Origin of the sequence: Serratia sp. JSRIV004 (assembly GCF_019968705.1) — a bacterium.
Taxonomy (GTDB): domain Bacteria; phylum Pseudomonadota; class Gammaproteobacteria; order Enterobacterales; family Enterobacteriaceae; genus Chania; species Chania fonticola_B.
Window position 1 is genome coordinate 2021154 of sequence record NZ_CP074140.1, and the last position, 21945, is coordinate 2043098.

The window sequence follows — 21945 nt, forward strand, 5'->3', positions numbered from 1 at the left end:
GGGGCCTATTTATCCAGCCATAAAATATTGGAAGCGATTTTGAATAGAGACTTCGCACACTACTACCAACGGATCCGCAGTAAGCAGAAGCGTGAAACCTTGCTCTGGTCGCTCGGGCTGGTAGCGCTTTATCTTGGCGCAGGCAATATTGCCGAGTTCAACCTGCATACCGTCTGGGTGTCGATCCCCCATTTCTTTGACTATCTGGCAGAAACCATCCCGGTACTGCACTGGCCGCTGCTGTTCGCCGACGGCCATACCGAAGGCTCCTTCGCCTATTGGGGCTACCGGTTGCATATCCAATTACCGCTGATTTGGGAAACCTTACAGCTGGCGCTGGCGGCCACCATCCTCTCCGTGCTGGTGGCGGGCGGGCTGGCCTTTCTGGCGGCCAATAATACCCACAGCCCGGCGACGCTGCGCTTTGCCATTCGTACGCTGGTGGCGTTCTTGCGCACCATGCCGGAGCTGGCCTGGGCGGTGATGTTTGTGATGGCGTTTGGCATCGGTGCCATTCCCGGTTTTATGGCGCTGGCGCTGCACACCATCGGCAGCCTGACCAAGCTGTTTTATGAATCGATCGAAACCGCCTCCAACAAGCCGGTGCGCGGGCTGGCCGCCTGTGGGGCCACGCCGTTACAGCGCATGCGTTTCGGCCTGTGGCCGCAGGTCAAACCGATCTTCCTGTCCTACAGCTTTATGCGGCTGGAAATCAACTTTCGCCAGTCAACCATCCTCGGCCTGGTCGGGGCGGGCGGAATAGGTCAGGAACTGATGACCAATATCAAACTCGACCGTTACGATCAGGTCAGCATGACGCTGCTGCTGATTATCGTGGTGGTTTCGCTGCTGGATTACGCCTCCGGTGAATTACGTAAACGCGTTGTCGAGGAGAAAGCCTAATGTCCGTTCAGCCGATCTCTACCACCAATTTGCAGCAGCTCAAGCAGCAGAACCCGGAAATCTTCTCACGCCAAGGGCGCTATCTGCGCACCCTCGGCATGATTACCGTGGCGATTGTGTTGTATTACGTTTTCTTCTTCCTGGTGTTTGGCATTTCCTGGCCGCAGTTTGCCAACGGTTGCCAACAGATTAGCCGCTACTTTATGCGCATGTTTGTCTGGCACGACTTTGCCAACTGGCCGTTTGGCTATTATTTCCAACAGATCTTTATCACCCTGGCGATCGTGTTTGCTGGCACCATTACGGCAACGCTGCTGGCTTTACCGCTGTCGTTTCTTGCCGCGCGCAACGTGATGTCCTCGCCTGTTCTACGGCCAATTGCGACACTGGTACGCCGTCTGCTGGATATTCTGCGGGGCATCGATATGGCCATCTGGGGTCTGATTTTCGTGCGTGCCGTCGGTATGGGGCCGCTGGCCGGGGTGCTGGCCATCGTAATGCAGGATATCGGCCTGCTTGGCAAACTGTATGCCGAAGGCCACGAAGCGGTGGATAAATCCCCAAGCCGTGGGCTGACGGCGGTGGGTGCCAATGGGCTGCAAAAACACCGTTACGGCATTTTCACTCAATCCTTCCCGACCTTTCTGGCGCTGAGCCTGTATCAGATTGAGTCCAATACCCGTTCGGCGGCGGTGCTAGGTTTTGTCGGGGCAGGGGGGATCGGCCTGGTCTATGCCGAGAACATGCGGCTGTGGAACTGGGACGTTGTGATGTTTATCACCCTGATCCTGGTGGTGATCGTGATGCTGATGGACAAGATCTCTGCCATGCTACGTAACAAATATATCGTTGGCGAAGAAATTCCGCTTTACCCGAAAAATCATTAACCTCTGCGGGTAAACCCTGGTTTGCCCGTGGAAATTCCATTGAGAAACCCCCGCCGGATCCCTATACTGCCGCCATGCAAGGTGTGCAGCGCTGCACGCCTCTCCTGATTGACAAGCGAAAGGCTATTCCATGATTAACAATGATGTGCTGCGCAGCGTGCGCTACATGCTGGCTATTAATGACGCGAAGATGGTAGAGATCGTCAAGCTGGACGGTTTTGACGTCGATGTCGCAGCCATGGGGACCTATATGATCAAGGAAGGCGAGCCGGGTTTTGCCAACTGCCCCGACGAAGTGATGGCGCATTTCCTCAATGGCCTGGTGTTCTTCAAGCGTGGCAAAGACGATAAATTCCCGGCACCGGCGGTAGAGCTGCCGATCACCAACAACCTGGTGCTGAAAAAGCTGCGTGTGGCGTTTGAACTGAAAGATGTCGATCTGCACCAGATTTTTACCGCGGTGGAATTCCGTATCTCCAAGCCTGAGCTGAGCGCGCTGTTCCGCAAAGAAGGCACCAAAAACTATCGCCCATGTGGCGATCAGATGCTGCGCTACTTCCTGAAAGGGCTGACCCAGCGCATACGCGGCGCATAATCCTGCGTATCACGACATCAGGCGTCCTCATTGAGGGCGCTTTTTTTTTGTGCCCCCTGCATTTGTCGATCATACTCAGTACGATGCCGCCTGGCGGTAGAACATGCCCGAACTTTCCGACTGAAATGAGGGAATTATGACGACAGCACCCACCACGTTGCCGCCGGTGTTAACCAGCACGGCAATAGAACAAAAAATACTGCGCAGGTCGATCTTCTGCACGCTGTTTATTGCCAGTGCCGGGATCGTGTTTGGGATTGTCTGTGGTTCCATGTCGATCGTGTTTGACGGCATGTTCTCGGCGTTGGATGCGGGCATGTGTTCATTATCCTTGCTGGTGTCCCGCCTGTTGGGGCAACCCCATAGCCGCCGTTTTCAGTATGGGTTCTGGCATGTCGAACCGCTGGTGCTGGCATTTAACGGCAGTTTACTGACGTTGCTGTGTCTGTATGCCTTTGTGAACGCTGTCAAAGGCATTGCCGACGGAGGGCGCGAACTCGAGCTGGGCTGGGCGATTGTCTATGCCGTTACCGTCAGCCTTTTCTGCTTTACCCTCTACGTTAAGCAAACCCGGCTGAATAAGCAGGTTAAATCGGAACTGATCGCGCTGGATAACAAAAGCTGGCTGATGTCGGCCTGCATCAGTTCGGCGTTATTAGTGGCTTTTATTCTTTCCTGGCTAATGGAAGGCACCCGTTATGAATACCTCAACGTCTATGCCGACCCTGTCGCGCTGGCACTGTTGACGCTGGTCTTGATCCCGGTGCCGATCAAAACGGTAAAATCTGCCATTCAGGAGGTATTGCAGATGACGCCGGACAACCTGGATGCCAAGGTGGAATCCATCATGGCGCAGCTGACGCTGGAGTATGGCTTCCTGGATTATTCCAATTACGCCACCCGCGTTGGCCGTGGGCTGTTTATTGAGATCCACATCGTGATCCCGCCAGAGATGGAACACAGCGGCGTACACAAGCTGGATAAAATCCGTGACCAGATAGCCGACGCTATTGGTGAAGATAGCCCGCACCGCTGGCTGACTATCTCCTTTACCCATAACGCCAAGTGGCTATAGGTTTTTTGCCATCACCCACATGGCCACGGATTGGCTGACGCTGGTATAGCTCTCCTCACCCACGATCGTCATGCCTTGCCGCTGATAAAAGCGTTGGCCAGACACGTTGCTTTTCAGCACGTCCAGCCACAGGATGGGTTGCCCTCTCTCAACGGCTCGTCGCTGTACTTCGGCAAATAGCTGCTCCCCATAGCCGCGTCCGGCAAACTGCGGCAGGAAATAAATCTTCTGCAGTTCGGCCCCGAGGGTTGCGGTCGCAGCCTGCATGCTGTCGAAATTAAGCTTGGCAAAGCCAACCGGTGTTTCCCCTTCATAGGCAAGCAGCCAGCAAGTATCGCGGTCTTGCAATGAGGGCTCCAACGCTTGTTCGGCAAAATCCTTGGACAGAAACGCCTGCAACTCCTGCTGGTTTTGCCAAAGTTCGGCAAAGTGAGCAAGGTAGCTGGCAATCCCGATTTCCCTCACGGTTGCTAAGTCAGCGGGCAACGCTTGACGGATCCTGAACACGACAGCCTCTCTGTTAGTGGTTAGTTGACTCATCTTGGGCGATCGGCTGCTTGCCGCTCAGCGCACCCCATTCGCTCCAGGCACCGTCATAGAGTTTCACCTGCTTGGCGCCCAGTGATTGCAGGCCAAAGGCTAGTACGGCGGCGGTGACGCCAGAACCACAGCTGACGATGGTGGGCGCGTCGATATCGACCCCTTTTTCATCGAAGGTTTTTTTCAGCGCCTCGAGTGATTTGAAACGTCCGTTCTCCAGCAGATCGCCATACGGAATATTGATGCTGCCCGGAATATGGCCACGGTGCAGGCCTGGGCGCGGTTCCGGGGCTTGGGCATAGAAACGCGGTGCGGCACGGGCATCGAGGATCTGCCGTTGGTCGTTCATCGCTTGTTCCACCTGCTGCATATCCACCACCGCTTCGGCATTAAAGTGCGCGCGGAAGGTGGCAGGAGTAGGCTGCGCAGGGCCGGTCTCCAAGGCGTTACCGCGTGATGTCCAACCCTGCAAACCTTCATCAAGCACGAATACGTTCTGCGCGCCGAAATTACGGAACGTCCACCAACCGCGTGGGGCAGAGAACTGATTGCCTCCATCATAGAAAACAATGGTCTGTTGGTCATTAATGCCCAGTTTACCTACGGCGGCGGCAAAGGCTTCTGCCGTGGGTAGCATATGCGGCAGCGTCGTATTTTTATCCGCGACGTCGTCAATATCGAAATACACCGCACCGGGTATATGGCCCCGCTCAAATTCGGCCAACATGTCTTGCTTCGGCACCTGGCCGACAGGCGCCATACGCACGTCAACCAGCGTCAGATTCTCATCGTTGATATGTTGCTCAAGCCATTGCGCGGTCACTAAAAAAGCAGAGTTCATGATTATTGTTCGCCTGTCAGGACAAAGAAGGTTTTCACTATACCTCAACGATCTTGCATATTGGTATGCTGCGGTTTGAAAGGGGGCAGGGCAGATGATTGACCAAGACTTTGGCGGGGCGAAAATCGCCTTGCTGTACGGCGGCCAGGTGCTGGTTTACCTGCGCGATGACAACCCGGCAATCCCCTGGCCCGGCTGCTGGGACTTGCCCGGCGGCGGACGTGAAGGGGATGAAACCCCGATGCAATGTGTGCAACGGGAAACCGAGGAGGAGTTCGGCATTCTATTGTCCGCACGGCAAATTGTCTGGCAGCAGCGTTACGCCGGGATCATCCCTGGCTCGCCGCCTACCTGGTTTATGGTGGGGGAAATCACCCTCGCACAGATTGCGGCGATCCGCTTCGGTAATGAGGGGCAGCGCTGGCAAATGATGCCTGCGGATGAATTTGTGCGGCACCCGCAGGGCATTGCCCATCTGCGTCAGCGGCTAGCGGATCGCCTGGCCCAGCTCGACTAGCCGGACACGCTCGATCAACGCGTCGAGCTGGTGCTCGGAAAATACTTCGATGCCATGTTGGCGTAGCAGCTCAGCTGTGACGCCGCGACCGGGCTGGGTTTGGCCGTTGAATGCGCCGTTGTAGATGGTCTGGCTCCCGCAGGAAGGGCTGCGATCGCTCAGCAGGGCAAAGCGGCAGCCATGCAGGCGAGCGGTATCCAGCGCCAGATGGGCACCCAGTAGATACTGGTCGGTAACGTCGTTCCCTTGCGCGTCGATCACTCTGGCCCGGTTGGCTATCACTTCAGCGCCATTAGCTGCGGCCGCAATCTCTGCTGGTGGGCGCGGCGTAGAGAAACCTGCGGCCAATTCGGGGCAGCACACCACTAATCGTCCCTCCTTTTGCCACTGCTGTAAGGTGGTATCGATAACGGTTTTGCTGGAGGCGTTATAACGGACGTTGAAACCGGCCAGGCAGGCACTGAGCAAGATTTTCGGCGGCATGAGGAGTCTTCTGTTGAGGAGGCGAAAGTGTGGCATCAAGGCCACACGCTCGGCTTTATAATAGCAGCGGGGTTTAGCATTATGCCAGCCGTACCTTCCCACTATTTTGCTTACTTTGTGTTCTTTATCCACCGCGTTTTATGAGGGCAGTCACGGATCCGGGGCAAAGTTGATTATCGGCTTGTTAGTGAAATTTAAATTTCATATAAATACATAATGATTTTTATTTTCCAAAAATAGGCAAGGGAGAAAACGATGAAACAGGTGCGCGTTGGATTGATCGGTACCGGCTATATTGGCCGCTGTCATGCTATCGCTTATACACAGGCCAGCACGGTGTTCCCGCTGAAAGGGGAGCTGGTGTTGGAGATGCTGGCGGAGGTCACACCCGAGCTGGCAGCCCAGCGTGCGGCGGAGTTTGGCTTCGTACGTTCAACCGGTGACTGGCGCGAACTGGTGACCGATCCCGCCATAGATGTGGTGGATATTTGTGCCCCGAACTTCCTGCATAAAGAGATGGCTCTGGCGGCTATTGCACAGGGCAAGCATGTCTATTCCGAGAAGCCGCTGGCGCTGAATGCGCAAGACGCCGCCGAGATGGTGCAGGCCGCGCGCGCCAAAGGGGTCAAAACTCTGGTTGGCTTCAACTATATGAAAAACCCGACCAGCCAGCTGGCGCGGGAAATCATCGCCAACGGTGAAATTGGCGAGGTGGTGCACTTTTACGGTACGCATAATGAAGATTATCTGGCCGACCCGCGTACGCCGATCGACTGGCACTGCCGCAAAGCCACCGCTGGGTTGGGGGCGTTGGGCGATCTGGCGGCTCATATCGTGAACATGGCACATTATCTGGTGGGGGATATCGTCGCGGTGTCGGGCGATATGCAAACCCTGATCAAACAGCGGCCCGATCCGAACAACCCGGCCAAGATGTGCCAAGTCGAAAACGAAGATCAGGCCAGCGCACTGGTGCGCTTTGCCAATGGCGCAATGGGCACCATAGAAACCTCACGCATTGCCTGCGGGCGTAAAATGGGCCTGACCTATGTGGTCACCGGCACCAAGGGCACCCTGAGTTTCACTCAGGAACGCATGGCCGAACTGAAACTGTATCGTCATGACGAACCGGCGGAGCGGCAGGGCTTCAAAACCATCATGGTAGGGCCGAAACACCCGGATTACGCTGCGTTTTGTATCAGCGCCGGGCATGGTATCGGCTTTAACGATCAGAAAACGGTGGAGATCCGCGATCTGGTCAATGGTATTGCCGCGGGTGATCGGATGTGGCCAGATTTTGAGGAAGGCTGGAAGGTATCCTGCGTGCTGGATGCGATTGCCGCCTCTGCCGAACAGCGCCGCTGGTTAGATATCAACCGCGATTGATCCTGTTACCGAGAGGCGGCTAGCGGTGCTGTCCCGTAGGGCCTTGCATGTTGCACCTACTAGGCAACATGCAAGGCCCTTGAACGGTTAAAACGCAAAGCAAGAACAGCCGAAGGCACCCCAGAAGGCATTCTCGTTGGAGATGGGAATGCTGGAACGGCGGGCAATGTCATGCTGATGAGCATGAACGCCACAAGGGCCACAACACTGGTGTGGCTGGCTTAATGCACCCACCTTGCCGGCGGTTGTGGGCGGTGCTGAGCGATAATGCCCCGATATGTTGACCACTGGTGACCACTCAGGCAATACCGGTAACGGCGGCGGAGAGAGCGGCGAGAAACTGCCCGCAGCATAGACAACTTTGCCATCCACGACGGTCATGACCGACTCAATTCCCTTGATCTGCTCCTCCGGTACGCTGAAGTAATCCTGTGACAGCACGGCTATATCCGCCAGCTGTCCCACCTTGATCTGGCCCTTTTTGCCTTGTTCGGTAGAGAACCAGGCACTGCCCTGTGTCCAAAGCATCAATGCCGTTTCACGATCCAGACGAGCCTGGTCGTCATACATTGCCATACCGCCGACCGTGCGGCCAGAAACCAGCCAGTACAGCGCCGTCCAAGGGTTGTAACTGGCGACGCGGGTGGCGTCGGTGCCTAATCCAACCGGCAACTCTGCCGCCAGCATTTTAGCTACCGGAGGCGTCTGTTTGGTCGCTTCGATGCCATAGCGCTCGGCAAAGTATTCCCCTTGAAACGCCATGCGGTGCTGTACGGCAATGCCGCCGCCGAGGGCTTTCACCCGCTCGATATTACGCTCTGAGATGGTTTCTGCATGGTCAAAAATCCAGTGCAGACCGGCAAAGGGGATCTCGCGGTTAACCTTCTCAAACACGTTCAGCATCCGGCTGATAGATTCATCGTAAGTGGCATGCAGACGGAACGGCCAGCGGTGTTCCACCAGATGGCGCACCACGCGTTCCAGCTCATCCTCGGTACCTTCAGGCAAATCCGGGCGAGGTTGCAGGAAGTCTTCGAAGTCGGCCGCCGAGAACACCAGCATTTCACCCGCGCCGTTATGGCGGTAAAAGTCCGTTCCCTGGCCGGGTTTGAGCATATCCGTCCACAGCTGGAAGTCCTCCAACTCCTGCTTTGGCCGTTGGGTAAACAGGTTGTAGGCGATACGCAGGGTCAGCTGTTGTTTATCGTGCAGTTCCGCGATGACCTGATAGTCCTCGGGATAGTTCTGGAAACCGCCGCCTGCGTCAATCGCGCTGGTCAGGCCCAGGCGGTTGAGTTCGCGCATAAACTGGCGGGTGGAGTTTACCTGTTGTTCCAGCGGCAGCTTCGGCCCCTTGGCCAAGGTTGCGTAGAGGATCATGGCATTGGGCTTGGCGATTAACATCCCGGTTGGGTTGCCGTTACCGTCGCGTTGGATTTCGCCCCCTGGCGGGTTTGGCGTATCTTTGGTGTAGCCCACCACTTTCAGCGCAGCACGGTTAAGCAGGGCGCGATCGTACAGATGCAAAATAAATACCGGCGTGTCTGGGGCGGCGGCGTTGATTTCATCCAGCGTAGGCATACGGCGCTCGGCGAATTGGAACTCGGTCCAACCGCCAACCACTCTGACCCATTGTGGGCTGGGCGTACGCAGCGCCTGTTCCTTAAGCATACGTAAGGCGTCGGCGAGCGAAGGCACGCCTTCCCAGCGTAGCTCCAGGTTGTAATTCAAACCACCCCGGATAAGGTGCAGGTGTGAATCATTCAGGCCGGGTACCGCCGTATGGCCGTGTAGGTCGATGATCTGGGTTTCCGGCCCGGCGTATTGCATGACGTCGCTCTCACTACCGACGGCCAGAAACTTACCGTCCTTGATCGCCACGGCTTGAGCGGTGGGATTTTCGCGATCGACGGTATGGAATTTACCGTTGCTGATGATCAATGATGCGGTGTGACTCATAACGTTTTCCTTTAATGGCGGGTGAGCCATTGGTGAAACAGACGGGTAACCAACGGCATCCACAGGAAGACCACCAGGGCGACAACGCTGGCATCATTGAGTAAATGCCCAGCCAGTGTGCCGCTCAGTCCCGGCAGTAACTTGCCCCAAAACCAGGGCACCAGATTGGTCGAAGGGAAGATCACCAGCAGGGTGATTAAAAACTGTTTCCATTTGGCCGGTGGGCGTACGTTGGCGCTGGCTGGTGTGAACCAGAACTCGGCTCCGGGGCGGATCTCAATATGATCGCTCTCCAGCAGCAGTGGTGTGACTTCTTCGATATATTTCAGACGCTGCGGCGAGTGGATCCAGCGGTATAAATTGTCCAGATTATCGAAGCGGACCAGCACCGTATAAGCCTGTTCACTACCGGAGGGGCGAATGACGTTAACGCCTAGATGGCCGTCAAACCGGGCGGCATCGGGCATGATGCGTTTTAACCAGGCTTCATAGGCTGGTTCCTGGCCGGGTGTCAGATGGTGAGTGATCACCAGCGTAACGTGTTGCTGATGGGACATGGATCCAACTCCTGAAAAATCCCGGCACATGGCCGGGAGGGTATTGCGGTCAGTCAAGGTGAGCCCTGCGCGGTTTTACTTGCCGTTGCGAGCCGGAGCGTGATGCACCAGAGTGTAAGCATAGTCAACGCCCATCCCGTAGGCACCGCTGTGTTCACGTACCAGATCCATCACCGCATCGTAGGTTTCCTTGCGTGCCCAATCGCGTTGGTACTCGAGCAGCACCTGTTGCCAGGTCACCGGAACCGCCCCAGCCTGTACCATGCGATCGATAGCGCGCTCATGAGCATCCACCGAGGTGCCGCCAGAGGTGTCTGTAACCACATAAACCTCATATCCGGCTTCCAGTGCCATCAATGCCGGGAAGGTCAGGCAGACCTCGGTCCACAGGGCGGAGATCACCAGTTTTTTACGGCCGGTGGCCTCGACGGCTTTAACGAATGCCGCATCTTCCCAGGAATTCATCGAACTACGTTCAATAGGGGTGAGTTCTGGATGCACCGCCAGCAACTCCGGCCAGATATAGCCGCTGAAACTTTCGCTTTCGACCGAGGTAAAAATAGTGGGAACATTAAAGATGCTGCCGGCTTTGGCCAGCGCTACCACGTTGTTTTTCAGCTGTTGGCGATCGATATTGGCCACGCCAAAAGCCATTTGCGGTTGATGATCGATAAAGATGAGTGCGGAATTTTTCGGATCAAGCAGTTGAAACTTCGACATAATGTACCTTCCAATTGTATTACCGTGAATAAGACGGATGCGCTGTATCAATGGAATGAATGGTAGGTAGGTGCCGTTTTCAAAGATAGCGTAGAATTTTTACCTTCTTGTTAAGTTTTTTTATCTATGGGAGAAAGGGGTGAGACTAAACCTGGAAGCGCTATTGATCCTGGACGCACTGGATCGTCATGGGTCATTTGCTGCAGCGGCTGCCGCGCTGTTTAAAACGCCTTCTGCCCTGAGCTACATGGTGCAGAAACTGGAGAGCGATCTGGCGATCACGCTGCTCGATCGCTCCGGCCACCGGGCCAAGTTCACCGCCACCGGCAAGCTGATGCTGGAAAAGGGGCGGATATTGCTACGCGCTGCGCAAGATCTGGAACAGCAGGCGCGCTATGTGGAAAGTGGCTGGGAGAGCGATCTCACCCTGGCGGTAGATGCATCGTTCCCTTTTGCCCGGCTGCTACCGCTGATTGATGAGTTTTACCGTAATCACCACCACACCCGACTGCGTTTCAGCCACGAAGTGCTGGCTGGCTCCTGGGAGGCGCTGATACACGGCTGTGCCGATATTATCATCGGTGCGATTTGTGAGCCGCCTTCGCGCGCGGGCTATGCTTTTAGCCCGCTAGGGCAGTTGGAATATGTGTTTGCCGTCGCCCCGCACCATCCGTTGGCAGCCCAGCCGGAACCGTTGCAGAAAAGCAGCATCCGCCAGCATCGCGCAGTGGTGGTTCATGACTCGTCGCGGGTGAATTCGCCGCAAAGTCTGCACGTGCTGGATGAGCAGGATCAACTGACGGTATTCAGTTTTGAGGCCAAATTGCAGGCGCAGCTGGCCGGGTTGGGCTGTGGCTATCTGCCTCATTATCTGGCAGAACCTTATCTGAAAACCGGCCAGTTGGTCGCGAAAAGCGTGGAGGCAGAGCGCGATAGCGACACCGCCTACTTCGGCTGGCGAGAAAGTGCCAGCGGCCTGGCCAGCCTCTGGTGGCGTGAGCGGTTGCAAGCTTATGCCGTGACGGGGGAATGACTCTGAAGGTTGGCAAGGCAGGGTAGGTTAACGCATAGCCTGTTGTTGCCCGCCAGGATTGTTATCCACGCAGCTAACGTCATGATGCTGATTTTTAACTTTGCTTTACCACTTTTGTTATTTTGAGCGCCGATCCGCTTCGCCGATACTGAGAAAAATAGCCTCAGCGAGCCGGAGAATGCCCTCAGCCAAACCCCATAGTCACTATCTGCATGGCGAACAACGAGCCTGGATCCAACAGCTTAACCGGCAATGGATCTGGCGGTTGGAGCTGCCGACCTGGGGCATTATGCTGCTGGTTTACGGTAGTTGGTTCGGCGTGGTGCATTACTGGCAGCTGCTCGGCCCCTGGCTGGGCGCACCATTGCTGACGTTGGCGACTACCTGGTATCTCTCTTTGCAGCATGAGCTGATCCACGGCCATCCCACCCGGTGGCCGCGGCTCAACCAACTGTTCGGCCTGCTTCCCCTGGCGGTGTGGTATCCCTACGGGCTGTACCGCGACAGCCATATTCAGCATCATCGCGACGATCATCTGACCCAACCTGCCGAAGATCCGGAAAGTTACTATTTCAGCCGGGCGCAGTGGCAACGATTTCCTGTTTGGCTGCCTCTGTTGGCCAAGGTGCGTAATACCCTGATTGGCCGGGTCACGCTTGGCCCGGCCTGGGACATTATCACCACGCTGTCCAACGCTCTGAAAGCCATATTGGCTGGTGATCTGCGGACCTTGACGATGTGGCTGGTACACGGCGCACTGTTGGTAGCTCTGCTTGCCTGGCTGCAAACGCAGGGCATTTCTGCCGCCTTTTATCTGCAGGTGGTGAGCTACCCGGCGCTGGGTTTGACCAAGATCCGTTCGTTTTATGAGCATCGCGCGGTGGACGCTCCGCAGGCACGTTCTATTATTAATGAGGCCTCCTGGCCTTGGCGACTGCTGTTTCTCAATCTGAACTATCATTTAGTGCACCATGATTTACCCGGTTTGCCTTGGTATGGGCTGCGAAAAGTCTATCTGGCAGAGCAGCAGGCCTACCGGCAACGCAGCCAGGGGTTTGTGGTGCAGGGCTATGGCAACTGGTTTGTCGATCATGCCGTGACGCCGATTGCCGTTGAAGTACACCCGTTTGAACAGGAGAGAGTCGAGAAGCAGCATGTGATAGGCTGGACCCATACCGCGCAGGATTTTCCAATCGATCTGGCGAAATAGCCGGAAAGTATCATCAAAGAGGATAAAGCATGGCTATTACCCCATTACGCGCACGTTTTTTGGCATTGGCATTGACCGTTCTGGCGGGAGCCTGCGGTGTTGTACAGGCGGCCGATACGGTACGCGTGGGTTCTAAAATTGATACCGAAGGCTCGCTGCTTGGCAATATCATTGTGCAGGTGCTGGAAGCCAACGGCATCAAAACTACCAATAAACTGCAATTGGGCACCACCAAGGTATTACGTGGTGCCATCACTTCCGGCGAGATTGATATCTACCCGGAATACACCGGTAACGGTGCCTTCTTCTTCTCCGATGAAAAAGATCCGGCGTGGAAAAACGCTCAGGCCGGGTTCGAGAAGGTGAAAAAGCTCGACTATGACCAGAACAAGATCGTCTGGTTGGATGCCGCCCCGGCTAACAACACCTGGACGATCGCCGTTCGCCAGGACGTGGCGCAGGCCAACCATCTGAAAACCCTGGCAGATCTGGCCAAGTGGATCAACGACGGTGGTAAGTTCAAACTGGCGGCATCGGCAGAGTTTATCGAACGCCCGGACGCGCTACCGGCCTTCCAGAATGCTTATGGCTTCAAGCTTAATCAGGATCAGTTACTGTCACTGGCTGGCGGTGACACGGCGGTGACCATCAAGGCGGCGGCGGAACAAACCTCTGGGGTGAATGCGGCGATGGCGTATGGGACCGATGGCCCGGTGGCCGCGCTGGGCCTGCAAACGTTGGAAGACCCACAGGGCGTACAGCCAATTTACGCCCCGGCTCCGATTGTTCGTGAGGCAACGCTGCAACAGCACGCCAATATCGCCGAACTGCTCAAACCGGTATTCGCTACGCTCGACGGCCCAACCTTACAGCAGTTGAACGCGCAGATCGCCGTAGAAGGCCAGGATGCCAAACAGGTGGCGGTCAATTACCTGAAACAGAAAGGGTTGATTAAGTAACCTTGATCCCGCCGACCGGGCAGCGGTGAGCGACCCAGTCGGCAATATTACCGCCTAAAAGACCAAGGGGATACCCGGGTACCGGGGAGTGATTTTGATTATTGTCTTGAAAAACCGCGTATTACTGACTTTGTTTGTTTTGCTGCTGCTTGCGGCCTTTGGTCTGCCGTTCCTCAGTTATGCTCCTAATCGCCTACTGTCTGGCAAGAGTATCTCTCTGATTTCACTGTTGCATGGCCCCGCGCTGTGGCTGCTGCTGCCATTATTGGTGTTTGCCGTGCTCAGCCTGTTGACCCCCACGCGCAATCGGGCGCTGCTGACCGCCTGCGTTGCCGCTGTTCTATTGGCGATGATCTTTTGGTTGAGCGGCTATACCGCGCAGCAACTGGCATTGCAGGGTTCACCGCTGGCACGTACATCCTGGAGCAGCGGCTGTGCGCTAATGGCAGCATTGAGTGGCCTAATCGCCGCAGATGCCATGATGCGGATCACTCCCTCGCACCTGTGGCGTATTCTGGGTAACGTCTTGGTGCTGCTACCTGCCGCGCTGCTGCTGTTTACCCATCAGTTGGACCAGCTTTCCCTGCTGAAGGAGTACCACAACCGGCAAGAGGTATTTGACGCTGCATTACTACAGCATTTGACCATCTTGCTGGCTACCATGGTACCGGCTCTGCTGATTGGTGTGCCGTTGGGCGTGCTGTGTTTTCGTTCAACCCGCTGGCAGGGTCCCATCTTCTCCACGCTGAATATCATCCAGACCGTCCCTTCCATTGCGCTATTTGGCCTGTTGATCGCCCCGTTGGCCGGGCTGGCGGCGGCGCTACCTTGGCTGGCGAACTTAGGCATTAGCGGTATCGGCATGGCCCCGGCGATTGTGGCATTGGTGCTCTATGCCCTGTTGCCGCTGGTGCGCAGCGTGGTCGCCGGTTTGCAAAGCGTGCCCGCCAGCGTGATTGAGTCCGCCAGCGGCATGGGAATGACGCGCGGGCAGATTTTCTTTGGCGTCCAGCTGCCACTGGCAATGCCACTGTTCCTGACCGGCGTGCGCATCCTGGCGGTACAAACCGTGGGAATGGCGGTGGTGGCAGCGCTGATTGGTGCCGGGGGTTTTGGTGCGCTCGTGTTTCAAGGATTACTCAGCAGCGCACTGGATCTGGTGTTGCTCGGGGTGATCCCGGTGATCGCCATGGCGGTGATCGTCGATTCGCTGTTTAAATTCATAATTTCAATGTTGGAAGTGACTGCCAGATGATTAACTTTGACCGGGTAAGCAAGATTTTTCAGGGGAAACCGGCGGTGGACGATCTCTCGTTGAGCATGGCGGAAGGGGAGTTTACCGTGCTGATCGGCACTTCCGGCTCAGGCAAATCCACCACGTTGAAGATGATCAACCGCCTGATCGAGCATGATAAAGGCAAGATCAGGTTTGCCGGTGAGGAGATCCATAAGTTCAAACCGCAGGATTTACGCCGCCGAATGGGCTATGCCATCCAGTCGATCGGTCTGTTCCCCCATTGGACGGTAGAAGAGAATATTGCCACGGTACCGCAGTTACTGAAGTGGCCAAGAGCACGGATCCGCGATCGGGTGACTGAGCTGATGGAGCTGCTGCAACTGGAGCCGGAGCTGTTCCGCCGCCGCTATCCACATCAGCTTTCCGGCGGACAGCAACAGCGGGTTGGGGTGGCACGGGCGCTGGCCGCCGATCCTGAGGTGTTGCTCATGGACGAACCCTTTGGTGCGCTCGATCCGGTGACCCGGGCCTCGTTGCAGGCTGAGATTGCCCGTATTCATCAACTTTCTGGCCGCACCATCGTACTGGTGACGCACGATATCGATGAGGCGCTGGGGTTGGCCGATCGGATCGTACTGCTCGATCAGGGGCGAGTGGTGCAGCAGGGCACTCCGTTGGCGTTGCTGACCAACCCGGTGAATGATTTTGTGCGTGACTTCTTTGGCCGCAGCGATAGGGGGATCAAGCTGTTGGCGTTGGGCACGGTAGCCGAAAGGGTGCGGCCGGGTGAGGCGGAAGGGGAACCCATCCAGGCCATGATGAGCCTGCGTGAGGCGCTGTCGGTGTTTGTTGCCCGAGGCTGCGAACGTTTGCCGGTGGTTGACGAACAGGGGCAAGCGCTTGGCGTGTTGCATTTCAGCGATTTGATTACACACAAGGCGCTATCATGAACATCACGCGCTGGTGGCGCGATCCGCTGCCGTGGACATTTGCTCTGCTAGTGGCGTTGGTCTTCGGCATGAACCATCTGCACGGCCTGTTTGCCGCTTGGTTCCCACAGTTGGAGCGGCCGGTGTATCAGCAGGACAGCTTTTTCTCGCTGGTTGTTGCGCATTTATCGCTAGTAGCCGTATCGAGCCTGATTGCGGTAATGATTGGCGTAACCGCTGGCATTGCGGTGACGCGCGGTGCCGGGCGGGAGTTTCGCTCATTGGTGGAAACTGTGGTTGCCGTTGGGCAGACTTTTCCACCGGTTGCGGTATTGGCGGTGGCGGTACCGGTAATGGGTTTTAGTGAGCAGCCAGCGATTATTGCGCTGGTGCTGTATGGTTTATTACCGATCCTGCAAGGCACCTTGACCGGGATAGAGTCGGTTCCGGCGGGCACGCGTGAAGTGGCTCAAGGGGTGGGGATGAGCCGCTGGCAAATTTTGTGGCGCGTTGAGCTGCCGTTGGCGGCCCCGGTGATCGTCGCGGGGATCCGCACTTCGGTGATTATCAATATCGGCACGGCGGCCATAGCCTCAACGGTGGGCACCAAAACGCTGGGAACGCCGATCATTATTGGCCTGAGTGGCTTCAATACGGCGTATGTGATCCAGGGAGCGGTGGTAGTGGCGTTGTTGGCGATCATTACCGACATGCTGTTCGAACGCTGGGTACGCTACCTCACCGCCTGGCGTCAGCAACGGCTGACTGTCTCAACTTCTGCGGGGTAACTTCCATGGCGATAGTCTCTTTACCGATGTACGGCGTTAGCCACCAACAGGTGGAACCGTTCTGGCAGGCGCTACGCGATAAGCTGCGGCAACTGGGGATGGCGGAGGTTCCCCAGACGCTGAGTTGGCCGCAGGATCTGCCGCAACACTGGCAACGGCCGGATCTGCTACTTAGCCAGACCTGCGGATATCCATTGGTGACGGTGTTACCACAGGTACAGCTGGTGGGGACTTACCATTACCGTGTGGAAGGTTGCAGCGGAGCGAACTACAGCAGTTGGCTGGTGGTGCGTGAGGAGGAACCGGCTGACCGTCTGGAAGATTTCCGCGATCGCGTGGTGGCGTATAACAGCCAGGATTCACAGTCGGGGTATAACAGTCTGCGAGCCTTGATTGCACCGCTGGCGCAGGAAGGGCATTTTTTCCGTCAGGCGATCGCCTCTGGCAGCCACTATTGCTCACTGGAGATGATCCTGGAGGGGCAGGCGGATATTGCGGCCATCGACTGTATCAGCTTTGCCCTGTTGAAACGGGCACGGCCACAAGCCGTTGCTGGCCTGAAGATTATTGGCCGTACCGCTGCGGTACCGGGTTTGCCGTTGATCACGGCGGCCGGAACGCCAGACTCACAATTGGCAATCCTGCGCACCGCGGCCAGTGCCATGGTCAACCATACGGCCAGTGAAAGCCTGCTGATCGGCGATTTTAGTCTGGTGCCGCGTACTGCTTATCAGCGGGTGGCCGAGCTTGAAAGGCTGGCGGCCAACGCTGGCGTCACGGCGTTATAAAGCGGGTTATTTCGCTTGGATAGTGGCCGTTGGGGCACTATCGGTAGCGGCATCGCTGGTGGTTGTGGTCTCTTCTTGTGGCGTGGTGGAACGGGTGTACATATTCAGCCCGGCCAGAAACACGCCGCCCAGAGAGCCGAAGGCGCATAAGGCGATGACGATGAGGAACGCTTTTTTCCGCATAATGATGATTTCGCAGGTTGTCCAGAACAGCGGGAATTATAGCCCCTTCAGCGGGTGAAACAACACTCGTTTAATTGGGGGTATGTTGCTTCAAGTTTTGTTGCGGTGCAGTGCTCAGACGCGGGAGTTAATAGGTAGCACATTTGGTCCCCTCTCCTGTTGGGAGAGGGTAAGGGGGGGGCATTTAGTTGACCTGTTGTGCCTTGGCCGGGCGGGCAAACAGGTATTTACCCAGCGTCACCAACACCACCGCCGAGACGATAATCACCAACGCCAGCCACTCGCGCGGGCCCAGGGATTCGCCAGCAAAACCGACGCCGAGCAGCACCGCCACCACCGGATTGACGTAGGCATAGCTGGTCGCTACCGCTGGGCGTACGTTTTTCAGCAGGAACATATAGGCGCTGATCGCCAGCATTGAACCGAAAACAATCAGATAACCGAGCGCCATAAAGCCGCTGAAGGTGGGCATTTTATCCAAATGCTCACCGCTCAGTTGGCTGGCGATGGTCAGCACCACGCCGGCCACCAGCATTTCTGCGGCACCGGCCATCGGCCCGGCAGGGAGTGAAATGCGTGAGCCGAGTACCGAACCAAAGGCCCAACTGGCGGAAGCCAACAGGATTAACAGCGCGCCGGTCGGGTTGCCCACCAGGTTATTGCCGGTGTTGAGCAACACAATGCCCACCAGTCCAAGGGCGATACCGGTCCATTCCAGCTTGGTATTGCGGATCCCCCAAAACATGCTGAAGCAGAGGGTGAACAGCGGAACCGTAGCGACCATCACCGCGGCAATGCCGGAAGGCACATCCTGGTGCTCGGCTACCGTGACCAGGCCGTTACCCACGGCCAGCAACAGAATGCCAATGGTGCCAGCGGCGACCCACTGTTTCAGAGTGGGCAGGGCATGGCCCCGCAGCAACAGGAACACGAACAGGATGATACCGGCAATCAGAAAACGAATGCCCGCCATCATCAAGGGAGGCCAACTTGCCACCCCCACTCGGATAGCGAAGTAGGTCGATCCCCAGACAATATATAACGTAAACAGCGCCCCGATTAACGGCAGGAGATGACGATTTTGTTGGCTCAGCATGGGTTATTATTCGGTAGGGTGAAAAATCGTTAGGACACTCAGTAAACCTTAAGGCATGGCCGATAAGCAATGCTTTTCTACTCATTTAGTGGTGTCATGCTACCGGGGGAGGCTGCCAGTCCCTGGCCTACAATCAAGGGATTACGACTGGGAGATCTGGTAGGCGCAGCGGCGGGCACCGGTAAGAATATGTTCGCTGCGCTCAACCTTGGCTTGCAGCACCTCGGTAAATACGTTCAGCTCGGCGCGGCAAAATCCTTGGCAAACCGCCGCGGCGCTGCAGATGGGGCAGTGATTTTCCACCAGCAGAAACTCGCCGTCTTTCTCTTCACTCCACTCGGCCATATACCCTTCACGGCAACGGATAGCCGCCAGACGAGCAACACGTTCACGTAAATCGGCTGCACCGACCATCGCCTGTTTATAATTAATTAGGGTCTCCTGCTCTCGGCTGTCGATCAGCAGGTCCATCGCCTGTTCACCCAGTTTGTCACGCACCGTGCGCAACAGTTGGGCGGTTAATTCGGCATGGGCGTCGGGAAAGTGGGCGTTACCTGCGGCGGTCAACTGCCAGAGCTGTACCGGGCGGCCAACGCCACGGGTTTCTGCCTTGGCTTCCACCAGACCCTCTTTTGCCAGCTTGACGAATTGCTGACGAGCGGCTTCACCAGTGGTGCCGAGGACCTTTCCCGCTTCTGAGGCTTGCTGCGGACCGTGGGTTTTCAACAGCTTCAGCAAGCGGTCACTGACCGAATGTGCGGTGCATTCGCCATTTTCCAAGTTAATTCTTGACATATTACAGCGCCTCGCCCTTAATTATTCCAAGATATTGCTTGTTAAATTTAGCCTAATAGCAAGATCAACTCAATGCCATTCCTCTGAAAACAGGACGATAACCGTGATAACCGATGAGAACAGCCGTTGGAGCGATCTCTTTTCCGGCAAAAATGCCGCCAGTGCCATCGCACTGTCGCTTGGCGTCGCTTTGCATGCGATCAATATTCTGGTGGCGACCACCATTTTACCGTCGGTGGTGCAGGACATCGGTGGGTTGGATCTCTATGCCTGGAACACCACCTTGTTTGTGGTGGCCTCGATATTAGGCTCGGCACTGTCGGCACGTTTGCTGAGTGGCTACGGGGCGCGTAGCGCTTATCTGGTGGCGTCGCTGTTCTTCATCGTGGGAGCGATGCTGTGTGCGCTGGCCCCTTCCATGCCGGTGATGTTGATTGGCCGCACGGTACAGGGGTTTGGCGGTGGCCTGATCTTTGCTTTGTCCTACGCGATGATTAACCTGGTGTTTGAACAAAAACTCTGGCCACGCGCCATGGCGCTGATCTCCGCGATGTGGGGGATTGCCACGTTGGTGGGACCTGCCGTCGGCGGGATCTTTGCCGAATTGAACGCCTGGCGCTGGGCGTTCGGTATTCTGCTGCCGATCATGGTGCTGTACGCCGCCTTTACGTTCCGTATTCTGCCCAAGGGTAAACCGCAGCAGCGGCCAACGCCGTTACCGCTGATGCAGTTGTTGCTGCTGGCTGGCGCGGTATTGGTGGTGTCGGCTGGCAGCCTGGCAGAGAGCGGTTGGCTAAACGTGGGCGGGATTGTGCTGGCATTGTTGTTGTTGATTGGGCTAATCCGGCGTGAGGGACATTCCCGCGCTCGCCTGCTGCCACATCAGGCACTGCGTCGTGGTTCGGCGCTGGCTTCGCTGTACGTGACAGTGACTTTGTTGGTGATCGGCATGACCAGCGAGATCTTTGTGCCTTACTTCTTGCAAACCCTGCATGGTCAGTCACCGCTGATTTCCGGCTATATTGCTGCCACTATGGCAGCAGGTTGGACACTGTCAGAAATCCTTAGCTCCGGTTGGCGCGGCGTGGGGATCCGTTTGGCGATAATCAGCGGGCCGATCCTGGTGCTGCTTGGTTTGCTGGGGTTGGCAGTGCTGATGCCAATTCCATCTAACGGCCACTGGCAGGCACTGGGGCCGATCGTGCTGGCTTTGACGTTGGTCGGTTTCGGGATCGGTTTTGGTTGGCCGCACCTGCTGACGCGCATTTTGCAGGTGGCCCCTCAGGCCGATAAGGATATTGCCGGGGCTTCCATTACCACGGTGCAACTCTTCGCCACGGCGTTTGGCGCGGCATTGGCGGGGATGGTCACCAATCTGGCCGGATTTACCACGCCGGGCGGGATCGAGGGCGCGTCCTCCGCTGCTCATTGGCTGTTCCTGCTGTTTGCCTTGGCCCCGCTGTTGGCGATCTACAGCGCCTGGCGCAGTGCGGCCATTAGCCAGCCTGCCGAGGATCCGAGCAATTTTGTACAAACGCCTGGTTCAGGTGAGTGCTAGAATGCTTTTCATTCAGCGGGGAAGGTAAGCATGGCGAAGAGCATGAGCCGGAAAGGGCGTCAGGAACAGGCTAATTTCATGCACGTCGACGATCTCGGCGGGCTGGAAGTGTTGCAGGCCACCTATCGCCGCCAGACCTTCTCCCGCCACAGTCACGAGGGTTTCTGCGTAGGCGTGATTGACGAGGGAGCCCAGCGTTTTTACCGTACTGGCGGCGAGCATGTCGCGCCGTTGGGCAGTGTGATCCTGGTCAACGCCGATGATATCCATACCGGCAGCTCTGCCAGCGAAGACGGCTGGTCCTATCAGGCCATGTATCCCAAACCGGAACTGCTGGCGTTCTTATCCCGCGATTTGAAAACCGTCGCCGGGGCCACGCCCTATTTTCCTAATCCCGTGGTGCAGGACGCCGGGCTAGCCGGGCAGTTGCGATTAGCCTTCGGTATGATGCGCAGTAATGAAAACCGTCTGGTGAAAGAGACATTGGTGTTTTCGGCGCTGACCTGGTTGATGCTGCGCCACGGCAAAAGCCGCATAGTGCCTGCCGTGCAAAGTAAGGCACAAAGCCAGATAGCGCGGATCAAAGCCTTTCTGGATGATTTCCCCGAGGCCAATATCTCCCTGCTGGAATTGGCAGAGAAAGCCGGGCTGAGCCCTTATTATTTGTTGCGCCAGTTTCAACAGGTGACCGGTTTACCGCCCCATGCCTACCAGATCCAGGCGCGTTTGCGTAAAGGGCGCCAGCTGTTGAAAGCGGGCAATGGCGTGCTGGAAACGGCACTGGCCTGCGGTTTTCACGATCAGAGCCATTTCCACCGTCATTTCCGCAAGTCCATCGGCGTGACGCCCGGTGACTATGTCAAATCGTTAAGATAAATACGCAAGCGTATACAATACTCGCTCTCT

At 56.6% G+C, this 21945-nt stretch carries 24 protein-coding genes; 15 read left to right on the forward strand and 9 right to left on the reverse strand.

The genetic code is table 11. The annotated features are described in order from the left end of the window. Window positions 1-39 precede the first annotated feature (39 nt). From phnE (KGP21_RS09740) to KGP21_RS09755, 4 genes are all read left to right on the forward strand, one after another. Window positions 40-903, forward strand: coding sequence for a phosphonate ABC transporter, permease protein PhnE (gene phnE / locus KGP21_RS09740; RefSeq protein ID WP_223538018.1), 864 nt, complete (start codon window positions 40-42; stop codon window positions 901-903). After that, window positions 903-1790 (forward strand): phosphonate ABC transporter, permease protein PhnE, encoded by an 888-nt coding sequence (gene phnE / locus KGP21_RS09745; RefSeq protein ID WP_021805165.1) that lies wholly within the window; start codon window positions 903-905, stop codon window positions 1788-1790. The genes phnE (KGP21_RS09740) and phnE (KGP21_RS09745) overlap by 1 nt, the downstream gene beginning before the upstream one ends. Window positions 1791-1920: 130 nt before the next feature. Then, a complete protein-coding gene (locus KGP21_RS09750) occupies window positions 1921-2385 on the forward strand; it encodes a DUF1456 family protein (protein WP_021180467.1) in 465 nt (154 codons plus the stop codon). A 136-nt stretch (window positions 2386-2521) separates the two neighbouring features. Further along, window positions 2522-3460 (forward strand): cation diffusion facilitator family transporter, encoded by a 939-nt coding sequence (locus KGP21_RS09755; protein ID WP_021805164.1) that lies wholly within the window; start codon window positions 2522-2524, stop codon window positions 3458-3460. Here the strand turns inward: KGP21_RS09755 and KGP21_RS09760 are convergent. Both KGP21_RS09760 and sseA read right to left on the reverse strand, forming a co-directional pair. After that, complete coding sequence (locus KGP21_RS09760) at window positions 3455-3967, reverse strand: GNAT family N-acetyltransferase (protein ID WP_037375098.1); 513 nt, start codon at window positions 3965-3967, stop codon at window positions 3455-3457. The genes KGP21_RS09755 and KGP21_RS09760 overlap by 6 nt on opposite strands. Window positions 3968-3980: 13 nt before the next feature. Then, window positions 3981-4841, reverse strand: a complete 861-nt coding sequence (gene sseA, locus KGP21_RS09765; RefSeq protein ID WP_021805162.1) for a 3-mercaptopyruvate sulfurtransferase — start codon at window positions 4839-4841, stop codon at window positions 3981-3983. Between the two features lie 94 nt (window positions 4842-4935). Between sseA and KGP21_RS09770 the strand changes: the two genes are divergently transcribed. Further along, entirely contained in the window at window positions 4936-5358 is a 423-nt protein-coding gene (locus KGP21_RS09770) for an NUDIX hydrolase (protein ID WP_218519653.1), read from the forward strand. Here the strand turns inward: KGP21_RS09770 and KGP21_RS09775 are convergent. Beyond that, window positions 5329-5841, reverse strand: coding sequence for a DUF523 domain-containing protein (locus KGP21_RS09775; protein ID WP_021805160.1), 513 nt, complete (start codon window positions 5839-5841; stop codon window positions 5329-5331). The genes KGP21_RS09770 and KGP21_RS09775 overlap by 30 nt on opposite strands. A 255-nt stretch (window positions 5842-6096) precedes the next feature. Between KGP21_RS09775 and KGP21_RS09780 the strand changes: the two genes are divergently transcribed. Continuing rightward, window positions 6097-7227, forward strand: coding sequence for a Gfo/Idh/MocA family protein (locus tag KGP21_RS09780; protein WP_223538020.1), 1131 nt, complete (start codon window positions 6097-6099; stop codon window positions 7225-7227). An 87-nt stretch (window positions 7228-7314) separates the two neighbouring features. Here the strand turns inward: KGP21_RS09780 and KGP21_RS09785 are convergent, their stop codons facing one another. The 3 genes from KGP21_RS09785 to KGP21_RS09795 all read right to left on the reverse strand — a co-directional run bounded on the left by KGP21_RS09785 (window position 7315) and on the right by KGP21_RS09795 (window position 10463). Further along, on the reverse strand, window positions 7315-9186 hold the full coding sequence (locus KGP21_RS09785) for an amidohydrolase (RefSeq protein WP_223538021.1): 1872 nt from the start codon (window positions 9184-9186) through the stop codon (window positions 7315-7317). Between the two features lie 11 nt (window positions 9187-9197). After that, a complete protein-coding gene (locus KGP21_RS09790; RefSeq protein ID WP_094982970.1) occupies window positions 9198-9743 on the reverse strand; it encodes an antibiotic biosynthesis monooxygenase in 546 nt (181 codons plus the stop codon). A gap of 75 nt (window positions 9744-9818) precedes the next feature. Continuing rightward, a complete protein-coding gene (locus KGP21_RS09795; protein ID WP_209555313.1) occupies window positions 9819-10463 on the reverse strand; it encodes a hydrolase in 645 nt (214 codons plus the stop codon). Window positions 10464-10602: 139 nt separating this feature from the next. Here KGP21_RS09795 and KGP21_RS09800 point away from each other — a divergent pair, with 139 nt between their 5' ends. The 7 genes from KGP21_RS09800 to KGP21_RS09830 all read left to right on the forward strand — a co-directional run bounded on the left by KGP21_RS09800 (window position 10603) and on the right by KGP21_RS09830 (window position 17407). Beyond that, a complete protein-coding gene (locus KGP21_RS09800; RefSeq protein WP_115159196.1) occupies window positions 10603-11496 on the forward strand; it encodes a LysR substrate-binding domain-containing protein in 894 nt (297 codons plus the stop codon). A gap of 178 nt (window positions 11497-11674) precedes the next feature. Continuing rightward, window positions 11675-12706, forward strand: a complete 1032-nt coding sequence (locus KGP21_RS09805) for a fatty acid desaturase (protein ID WP_223499142.1) — start codon at window positions 11675-11677, stop codon at window positions 12704-12706. Window positions 12707-12735: 29 nt separating this feature from the next. Beyond that, a complete protein-coding gene (locus KGP21_RS09810) occupies window positions 12736-13665 on the forward strand; it encodes an ABC transporter substrate-binding protein (protein ID WP_021805153.1) in 930 nt (309 codons plus the stop codon). A 100-nt stretch (window positions 13666-13765) separates the two neighbouring features. Then, window positions 13766-14920 (forward strand): ABC transporter permease, encoded by a 1155-nt coding sequence (locus KGP21_RS09815; RefSeq protein WP_223538512.1) that lies wholly within the window; start codon window positions 13766-13768, stop codon window positions 14918-14920. Further along, the gene (locus tag KGP21_RS09820; RefSeq protein WP_021805151.1) at window positions 14917-15852 is read left to right on the forward strand and encodes an ABC transporter ATP-binding protein; all 936 of its coding nucleotides are present in this window, start codon (window positions 14917-14919) and stop codon (window positions 15850-15852) included. Before KGP21_RS09815 ends, KGP21_RS09820 begins: the two co-directional genes overlap by 4 nt. Then, window positions 15849-16619, forward strand: a complete 771-nt coding sequence (locus KGP21_RS09825; protein WP_094982966.1) for an ABC transporter permease — start codon at window positions 15849-15851, stop codon at window positions 16617-16619. Before KGP21_RS09820 ends, KGP21_RS09825 begins: the two co-directional genes overlap by 4 nt. Before the next feature lie 5 nt (window positions 16620-16624). Further along, window positions 16625-17407 carry a phosphate/phosphite/phosphonate ABC transporter substrate-binding protein gene (locus tag KGP21_RS09830; RefSeq protein WP_218519646.1) on the forward strand — a complete coding sequence of 261 codons (783 nt, stop codon included), beginning with the start codon at window positions 16625-16627 and terminating at the stop codon, window positions 17405-17407. 6 nt (window positions 17408-17413) lie between these two features. On the opposite strand, the gene KGP21_RS09835 is transcribed toward KGP21_RS09830, so the two are convergent. The 3 genes from KGP21_RS09835 to KGP21_RS09845 all read right to left on the reverse strand — a co-directional run bounded on the left by KGP21_RS09835 (window position 17414) and on the right by KGP21_RS09845 (window position 19481). After that, complete coding sequence (locus tag KGP21_RS09835) at window positions 17414-17590, reverse strand: hypothetical protein (protein ID WP_021805148.1); 177 nt, start codon at window positions 17588-17590, stop codon at window positions 17414-17416. A 184-nt stretch (window positions 17591-17774) separates the two neighbouring features. Then, complete coding sequence (gene yedA / locus KGP21_RS09840) at window positions 17775-18686, reverse strand: drug/metabolite exporter YedA (RefSeq protein WP_021805147.1); 912 nt, start codon at window positions 18684-18686, stop codon at window positions 17775-17777. A gap of 141 nt (window positions 18687-18827) precedes the next feature. Beyond that, window positions 18828-19481, reverse strand: coding sequence for a metalloregulator ArsR/SmtB family transcription factor (locus KGP21_RS09845; RefSeq protein WP_021805146.1), 654 nt, complete (start codon window positions 19479-19481; stop codon window positions 18828-18830). Window positions 19482-19584: 103 nt separating this feature from the next. Between KGP21_RS09845 and KGP21_RS09850 the strand changes: the two genes are divergently transcribed. Both KGP21_RS09850 and KGP21_RS09855 read left to right on the forward strand, forming a co-directional pair. Then, complete coding sequence (locus KGP21_RS09850) at window positions 19585-21039, forward strand: MFS transporter (RefSeq protein ID WP_115159200.1); 1455 nt, start codon at window positions 19585-19587, stop codon at window positions 21037-21039. A 30-nt stretch (window positions 21040-21069) separates the two neighbouring features. Continuing rightward, window positions 21070-21915 (forward strand): AraC family transcriptional regulator, encoded by an 846-nt coding sequence (locus KGP21_RS09855; RefSeq protein ID WP_021805144.1) that lies wholly within the window; start codon window positions 21070-21072, stop codon window positions 21913-21915. Window positions 21916-21945 lie beyond the last annotated feature (30 nt).

Bases quoted from the DNA above. Each gene is read 5' to 3' on its own strand.
- phnE (WP_021805165.1), top strand. From the start codon at position 903: ATGTCCGTTCAGCCGATCTCTACCACCAATTTGCAGCAGCTCAAGCAG.
- KGP21_RS09750 (WP_021180467.1), top strand. From the start codon at position 1,921: ATGATTAACAATGATGTGCTGCGCAGCGTGCGCTACATGCTGGCTATT.
- KGP21_RS09755 (WP_021805164.1), top strand. From the start codon at position 2,522: ATGACGACAGCACCCACCACGTTGCCGCCGGTGTTAACCAGCACGGCA.
- sseA (WP_021805162.1), bottom strand. From the start codon at position 4,841: ATGAACTCTGCTTTTTTAGTGACCGCGCAATGGCTTGAGCAACATATC.
- KGP21_RS09770 (WP_218519653.1), top strand. From the start codon at position 4,936: ATGATTGACCAAGACTTTGGCGGGGCGAAAATCGCCTTGCTGTACGGC.
- KGP21_RS09775 (WP_021805160.1), bottom strand. From the start codon at position 5,841: ATGCCGCCGAAAATCTTGCTCAGTGCCTGCCTGGCCGGTTTCAACGTC.
- KGP21_RS09780 (WP_223538020.1), top strand. From the start codon at position 6,097: ATGAAACAGGTGCGCGTTGGATTGATCGGTACCGGCTATATTGGCCGC.
- KGP21_RS09785 (WP_223538021.1), bottom strand. From the start codon at position 9,186: ATGAGTCACACCGCATCATTGATCATCAGCAACGGTAAATTCCATACC.
- KGP21_RS09790 (WP_094982970.1), bottom strand. From the start codon at position 9,743: ATGTCCCATCAGCAACACGTTACGCTGGTGATCACTCACCATCTGACA.
- KGP21_RS09795 (WP_209555313.1), bottom strand. From the start codon at position 10,463: ATGTCGAAGTTTCAACTGCTTGATCCGAAAAATTCCGCACTCATCTTT.
- KGP21_RS09805 (WP_223499142.1), top strand. From the start codon at position 11,675: ATGCCCTCAGCCAAACCCCATAGTCACTATCTGCATGGCGAACAACGA.
- KGP21_RS09810 (WP_021805153.1), top strand. From the start codon at position 12,736: ATGGCTATTACCCCATTACGCGCACGTTTTTTGGCATTGGCATTGACC.
- KGP21_RS09820 (WP_021805151.1), top strand. From the start codon at position 14,917: ATGATTAACTTTGACCGGGTAAGCAAGATTTTTCAGGGGAAACCGGCG.
- KGP21_RS09825 (WP_094982966.1), top strand. From the start codon at position 15,849: ATGAACATCACGCGCTGGTGGCGCGATCCGCTGCCGTGGACATTTGCT.
- KGP21_RS09830 (WP_218519646.1), top strand. From the start codon at position 16,625: ATGGCGATAGTCTCTTTACCGATGTACGGCGTTAGCCACCAACAGGTG.
- KGP21_RS09835 (WP_021805148.1), bottom strand. From the start codon at position 17,590: ATGCGGAAAAAAGCGTTCCTCATCGTCATCGCCTTATGCGCCTTCGGC.
- yedA (WP_021805147.1), bottom strand. From the start codon at position 18,686: ATGCTGAGCCAACAAAATCGTCATCTCCTGCCGTTAATCGGGGCGCTG.
- KGP21_RS09845 (WP_021805146.1), bottom strand. From the start codon at position 19,481: ATGTCAAGAATTAACTTGGAAAATGGCGAATGCACCGCACATTCGGTC.
- KGP21_RS09855 (WP_021805144.1), top strand. From the start codon at position 21,070: ATGGCGAAGAGCATGAGCCGGAAAGGGCGTCAGGAACAGGCTAATTTC.